General features: G+C 70.9%; 5 protein-coding genes. 3 read left to right on the plus strand and 2 right to left on the minus strand.

What is annotated here, in order from left to right; all coding sequences use genetic code 11:
• Positions 1 to 21 precede the first annotated feature (21 nt).
• The 3 genes from GSF22_RS06510 to GSF22_RS06520 all read left to right on the plus strand — a co-directional run bounded on the left by GSF22_RS06510 (position 22) and on the right by GSF22_RS06520 (position 3654).
• A complete protein-coding gene (locus GSF22_RS06510) occupies positions 22 to 999 on the plus strand; it encodes an AfsR/SARP family transcriptional regulator (RefSeq protein ID WP_208811844.1) in 978 nt (325 codons plus the stop codon).
• A 271-nt stretch (positions 1000 to 1270) separates the two neighbouring features.
• The gene (locus GSF22_RS06515; RefSeq protein ID WP_208811846.1) at positions 1271 to 2389 is read left to right on the plus strand and encodes a serine hydrolase domain-containing protein; all 1119 of its coding nucleotides are present in this window, start codon (positions 1271 to 1273) and stop codon (positions 2387 to 2389) included.
• A gap of 38 nt (positions 2390 to 2427) precedes the next feature.
• Positions 2428 to 3654 (plus strand): cytochrome P450, encoded by a 1227-nt coding sequence (locus tag GSF22_RS06520; RefSeq protein WP_208811848.1) that lies wholly within the window; start codon positions 2428 to 2430, stop codon positions 3652 to 3654.
• 68 nt (positions 3655 to 3722) lie between these two features.
• On the opposite strand, the gene GSF22_RS06525 is transcribed toward GSF22_RS06520, so the two are convergent.
• Entirely contained in the window at positions 3723 to 4949 is a 1227-nt protein-coding gene (locus GSF22_RS06525) for a S8 family peptidase (RefSeq protein WP_208811850.1), read from the minus strand.
• A gap of 72 nt (positions 4950 to 5021) precedes the next feature.
• Positions 5022 to 6245: a S8 family peptidase gene (locus tag GSF22_RS06530; protein WP_208811852.1), complete on the minus strand. Its 1224-nt coding sequence runs from the start codon at positions 6243 to 6245 to the stop codon at positions 5022 to 5024.
• Positions 6246 to 6721 lie beyond the last annotated feature (476 nt).

The following is a 6721-nucleotide window of genomic DNA, read 5'->3' on the forward strand; positions in this document are numbered from 1 at the left end:
GTGCCCCGGACAGCCCCAACAATGATCGACGTGTTGAGCTGCTTCACCTTCGGCGTACTCGGTCCGGTGGTCGTGCGGGGGACCACCGGGCAGATGCCGATCCGCGAGCCGCGCTGCCGGTCGGTGCTGGCCGCGCTGCTGCTGTACGCGGGACGTACCGTCGCCGTGCCCCGCCTGGTGGAGTTGGTCTGGGGGGACCATCCCCCGGCCACCGCCCGTAAGGCGGTCCAGGTGTACGTTTCCCGGCTCCGCCGCGACCTGGTCGGGGTGACCGACGTCGAGGTGGTCACCGATCCGGACGGATACCGGCTCGACTGTGCACGGGAACGCGTCGACCTGCACGAGTTCCGGCGGCTGGTGATCGAGTCCCGTCGGCAGGACGCCCCGGACCGCCGGATCCGCCTGCTCACCTCGGCATTGGGAATGTGGCGGGGGCGGGCGTTCGCCGATGCCAGCCCGCACGGCCTGCGGGACTGGGTGGCCCCAGGGTTGGAGGAGGAACGGCTGCTCGTGATCGAGGAGCTGTACGAGGCCCGGTTGGCCGGCGGATCCGGGCCCGACCTGCTCGCCCCACTGACGGCACTGGCCGCCGAACACCCGCTGCGGGAACGACTGACCGGCCTGCTCATGATCGCGCTCTTCCGTGCCGGGCGGGTCGCCGAGGCGGCCCGCGCATTCCGGGAGCTGCACAGGAGGATGGTGCGTGAGACCGGGTTGGAACCCGGTCCGACACTCGCAGCCCTGCACCGCCAGATCCTCGTGGGCGCCCCGCACGACCCGGATGTGCTCCGGGGTTCGTTCACGGGCCTGGTCACCGGCGATCCGGGCGGGTTGCTCGATGTGGCGGGGCGCTACCTGCGCGACGGGGACCACGACCGGGCGATGGCCTGCTACCACCTGGCCAGGGCACTGGCCAGGGACGCCGACGATTTGGCAACCTCGCAACTGGTCACCGTGGCTATGGATTCTGCGGCCAGGCGACGGGGCCGGAACACCTGATCTCGGGGTTGGTCGAGGCGCCCGCCGACGCTCCGGTCAGGTAGTTGTCGTCTCGATCGATGTTTTCCCGCGTGCCACGATCGCAGCACCTCGACAACCGTTGAGGCCCGACGGGTCCCGGGACGGGGCCATGCTGGTCGGAGCGGTGAATAGTCACGGCGAACGGATCACGGCGACCCCGTTCTGCGGCGATCGTAATTCCGTTGCGGAACAACGCCCCGGCCGATTTGGGTGGACCGTTGCGGAACCGACCACAGGGGAGTGAGCGACGATGACCGACCAACTCCAGAGCCGTGTACAGCAGACGATCGACGAGCTGGTGGCCACCGGCCGCGAGGTCGGTGTGCAGGTGGCCGCGTACCGGCACGGCGAGCCGATCGTGGACGCCTGCGCGGGCGTCGCCGACCGCACCACCGGCCGACCGGTCACCCCGGACACGCCGTTCTTCAGCTACTCCACCGGCAAGGGCCTGATCTCCACCGTCGTACACGTCCTCGCCGAGCAGGAGTTGCTCGACTACGACCTGCGGATCGCCGAGGTGTGGCCGGAGTTCGCCCGGCACGGCAAGGAATCGGTGACCCTGCGACACGCGTTGACCCAGTCGGCTGGCGTGCCGGCGCTGCCCGCCGACGTCACCGCCGAGGAGCTGACCGACTGGGACCGGATGTGCGCGGTCGTCGCCGACAGCGAACCACTGTGGGCCCCGGGCACGCGGCACGGGTATCACGCCTGGACGTACGGCTGGCTGGTCGGGGAGGTGGTCCGTCGGGTCACCGGCCGGACCGTCGGGCAGGTGCTCGCCGACGAGGTGGCCGGTCCGCTCGGCGTCCGTGACGAGCTGTTTCTCGGCGTACCCGATGACCAGCTCGACCGGGTCGCGCACCTGGAGGAACGGGACTGGTCGGCCGCGTTGGCGATTATGGCCGCCCACGTTCCGCACCTGGACCGGGTGCTGCCGCCCGGGGTGCGCACCGACGCGGCGCTGGCCAACCGCCGGGACGTCCGGCGGGCCGACATTCCCGCCGTCGGCACGCTCAGCGCCCGCGCCATGGCCCGGATGTACGCCGCGCTGCTCGGCCCGGTCGACGGGGTACGCCTCGTCTCGACGGCCCGGTTGTCGGAGATCTCCAGCGTCCAGGTACGCGGAACCGACTGGGTCTTCGGCCAGGAGTCGGCGCTGACCCTCGGTTACGCCGTGGAGGCGGACGGGGCGATGTTCGGTTGGAGCGGCGCTGGCGGGAGTCTGGCCGGTGCCGCCCCGGACCTCGGCCTGAGCGTCGCGGTGACCACCAACGTGCTGGCGTTCAGCCCGGATGAGGACCCTATGGAGGATCTGCGTAGCTTCATCCTCAATGGCGTTGCTTCGATCATCGACCCCTCGGTAGCGTAGCGAATCGGATACTCATGGTTACCGCTGGAGGTGTCGCCATGACCGCTACCGCCACGACCGACCTGCCGATGTTCCCGCCCGAGGAGCGACCCCGGGGACCGTTCGAGATTCTGCGCGACGAGGACCGCAAACGCTGGGAGAGTAACCGGGTCAGCCGCGTCCGACTGCCCACCGGCGGTTGGGCCTGGCTGCTCACCCGGCACGCGGACGTCCGCCAACTGCTCCGTAACCCGTATGTCAGCTCGGACAGCAACCGGCCCGGCTTCCCGCTGCTGCGCGAGCTGCTGCCCCCCGACGAGCAGGACCGTCGGGGTGCCTTCATCGTGATGGACGGTGCCGAGCACGCCCGACTCCGCCGGATGCTCACCGCCGAATTCATGATCAAAAATATCCGGCGGATCGAACCGCTGATCCGGCAGACCGTGGTGGACGCGCTGGACGCCATGCGGGCCGCCGGACCGCCGGCCGACCTGGTGACGTCGTTCGCCCTGCCGGTACCGTCGATGGTGATCTGCCACCTGCTCGGCGTCCCCTATGCCGACCATGACTTCTTCCAGAGCCGCAGCGGGACGCTGCTCGACCGGACAGCGCCACTGGAGGACATCCGTTCCGCCATCGACGAGTTGCGCGGATACCTCCGTGACCTGGTCGACGCGAAACGTACCGCCGTGGAGCCGGGCGACGACCTGCTCAGTCGGCTGGCCACCGAGCGGGTCGCCACCGGTGAACTGGAGCCGGAGGAACTGGTCGGGGTGGCCCTGCTGCTCCTGGTCGCCGGGCACGAGACCACCGCCAACATGATCGGCCTGAGCACCCTGCTGCTGCTTCAGCACCCCGAGCAGTTCGCCGCCCTGCGGGAGCGACCGGAGCAGGCCGAGGACCTGGTGGAGGAGCTGCTGCGGTACCTGAGCGTGATCCGGACCGGGCTGCTGCGGGTGGCGGTACGCGACATCGAGATCGCTGGTCAGCTCATCCGGGCCGGCGACGGGGTGATCGGGATGCTCTCGCTGGCCAACCGGGATCCCGAGGTGTTCACCGACCCGGAGGGGTTCGGCCTCAGCCCGGCCGCGCACCAGCATCTCGCGTTCGGCTTCGGTGTGCACCAGTGCATCGGGCAGCCGCTGGCCCGGGCCGAGCTGCGGATCGCCCTGGTCGAGCTGGCCCACCGGTTCCCCGGGCTGGCCCTGACGGTCGACCCGGCGGACGTGCCGGTACGGGACAACTCGGTGGTGTACGGCGTGACCCGGCTGCCGGTCACCTGGTGACGTCCAGCGGGCCGGTGCCGTCCGGTCCGGCGGACCTGCACCGCCGGACCGGACGGCACCACGTCAGGTCAGGGACCGCAGTAGAGCAGCCGGTTCGGCGTGTTGGTACCGGCCGGGATCCCGGTGACCAGGCCGACGGTGGCCCGGCTGACGAGGTAGTTGTGCACCTGGGCGGGATTCCAGGTGGGGTTGGGCGACAGGGCGAGCGCCGCGCAGCCGGCGACGTGCGCGGCGGCCATCGACGTGCCGCTGATCGTGTTGGTCGCGGTGTCGCCGGTGTACCAGGCGGAGGTGATGGTGATGCCGGGGGCGTAGAGGTCCACGCAGGGCCCGTAGTTGCCCGCCGTGTGCCGGGCGTCGGTGCTGGTGGTGCTCGCCACGGTGAGCGCGGGGGTGACCCGGGCGGGGGAGTAGTTGCAGGCGTTGGCGTTCGAGCTGCCGGCCACCACGACGTAGCTGATCCCGGCGTTGATCGAGTTGGTGATCGCGGCGTCCAGGCTGCTGTTCGGGCTGCCGCCGAGTGCCATCAGTGCCACCGAGGGGCGGACCGCGTTGGCGGTCACCCAGTTCACCCCGGCGATCACCTGGGCGTAGCTGCCGCTGCCGGTGCAGCCGAGGACCCGCACCGGGTGGAGCCGGACCTCCTTCGCCACCCCGTACCTGGTGCCGCCGATGGTGCCGGCGAGGTGCGTGCCGTGCCCGTTGCAGTCGTCGGCGGGCAGGACGTTGTCGACGAAGTCGGCACCTCCGCTGGCCCGTCCGCCGAAGTCGGTGTGGGTGAGCCGGATACCGGTGTCGATGACGTACGCGTGCACGTTGTGCGCGGTGTTCGGGTACGCGTACTGGCCGTCGAGCGGCAGGTAGCGCTGGTCGATCCGGTCCAGCCCCCAGGACGGCGGGTTGGGCTGCACCCCCGGGCCGATCAGTGCGCTGACCTCGCGGTTCTGCTCTACGTAGGCCACCGCCGGGTCGGCGGCGAGCCGCCGGGCGGCCCGCTCCGACAGGCGGGCCTCGAAGCCGTTGAGCGCGCTGCCGTAGACGTGGCCGACCGTGCCGCCGTAGCGGGCGCGCAGCCGGTCGGCGGTGGCGGCGACGGCGGGGGCGCCGGCCGGGCGGTCCGCACCGTCCCGGAGCACGACGATGTAGCTGCCGGCGACCGCGTCGGGGCTGCCGGCGTACCGGATCTCACCGCTGCTGCCGGCGGCGCTCGCGGCGGCCGGGGTCAGCGCGCCGGCCAGTACGGCCGCCACACCGAGCGCCAGCAGGCGTCGGCCCCGGGTACCTGATCTGATCATGGTCGTGTCCTTTCAGACGGGCCGGCCCCGGGGCGGAGACCGCCTCGGGGCCGGTGGAGCGGGGGGGGTGGATCAGAAGGTCGGAGCCAGGTAGAGCAGCTTGTTCGGCTGCGGGTTGCCGGTCAGCACGCCGTTGGTGGCGTTGTTGACGATGTAGGCGTGCACCTGGGCCGGGGTGTAGGTCGGGAAGACCTGGAGCACGCGGGCGGCGGCACCGGCCACGTGCGGCGAGGCCATCGAGGTGCCGCTGATGGTGTTGGTGGCGGTGGTGCTGGTCCACCAGGCGGACAGGACGCCCACGCCGGGGGCGTAGAGGTCGGTGCAGCTGCCGTAGTTGGAGAACGAGGCGGTGGTGTCGTTGCTCGCCGAGGCGTTCACGGTGAGCGCGGTCGGCACCGAGGCCGGCGAGAAGTTGCAGGCGTTGGCGGCGGAGTTGCCGGACGCGACCGCGTAGGTCACGCCGTCGGCGATGGAGTTGGCCACCGCGGTGTTCAGCGAGCTGTTCAGGCCACCGCCGAGGCTCATGTTCGCCACGGCCGGCTGACCGGCCTGGTGGTTGGAGGTCACCCAGTTGACGCCGGCGATGACCTGGGCCCAGGTGCCGCTGCCCTGGCAGTTGAGCACCCGGACGGCGACCAGCCGGACGTTCTTGGCCACACCGTACCTGGTGCCGCCGACGGTGCCGGCGACGTGGGTGCCGTGGCCGTTGCAGTCGGCGGCCGGCAGCGCGTTGTCGATCGCGTCGTAGCCGTCGACCGCCTGGCCGCCGAAGTCGGTGTGGCTGGTCAGGATGCCGGTGTCGATGATGTACGCGGTGACGCCGGTGCCCTCGCTGACGTAGCTGTAGGTGCCGCTCAGCGGGAGGTTCCGCTGGTCGATCCGGTCCAGGCCCCAGGGCGGGCTGGTCTGGGTGGTGGTGGTCGAGACCTCGTGGTTCTGCTCCACGTAGGCGACCGCCGGGTGGGCGGCCAGGCGCTTGGCGGCCTGCTCCGACAGCCGCGCCTCGAAACCGTTCAGCGCGTCACCGTAGACGTGGCCCAGCTTGGCGCCGAACCGCTCGGCGAGCGAGTCGGCCAGGCTCTTCACGCCGGCTTGGCGGGTGCCGGCGCGGCCACCGACGGCGCTGTCCTTGAGCACCACGATGTAGCTGTCGGCGACGGCGGTCGCGCCGCCGGCGTGCAGGATCGACCCGGTGGCCGGTGCGGCCTGGGCGGGGGCGCCGACCATGGCGGTGACCATGGCGGCGGCGGCGAGTACGCCGAAGGCGGCGGTCCGCCGAGTGCGCGGGAGTGTCATCTCCCAGTCCTCCCTAGTGTGTTGGCTTTTCGTGCCGGCGAGGGTGACCGGAACGAAAGCCGACCTGGACGGTTGGGAGGATCGTACATTCGCAAGCGCCAATGTGAATGGCGGAATCTGTGCACAGTATGAGGACGATATTGGGAGACTATTTCAGGTTCCTGACAGATTCCGTGCTGGCGGGTACGGGGAGTGAATATGAATCAGGTGTGCCGCCCGGCGGATGATCTTCCGAAGTGGTCGCGGGGCCGCTGGTCGGTACCGGTCAGCGTCGGTCGACAGTGGCCGCCCGCCGATCTCCGGCGCGTCGTACCGGGCTGCTCGGCGTTGGTCGGCGTCGCGCGGCGGCGACGGCGAGGTGACGCCGGTCACGGATGCTCCGGTACGACCCGTGCCAGTACGACCAGCTCCGGACCGACCAGCTCCGGACCGACCAGGAGGACGAGACCATGAACGAGGAGCACGCCCTCACCACC

This window comes from Micromonospora echinofusca (assembly GCF_017614955.1).
Lineage (GTDB): Bacteria > Actinomycetota > Actinomycetes > Mycobacteriales > Micromonosporaceae > Micromonospora > Micromonospora echinofusca_A.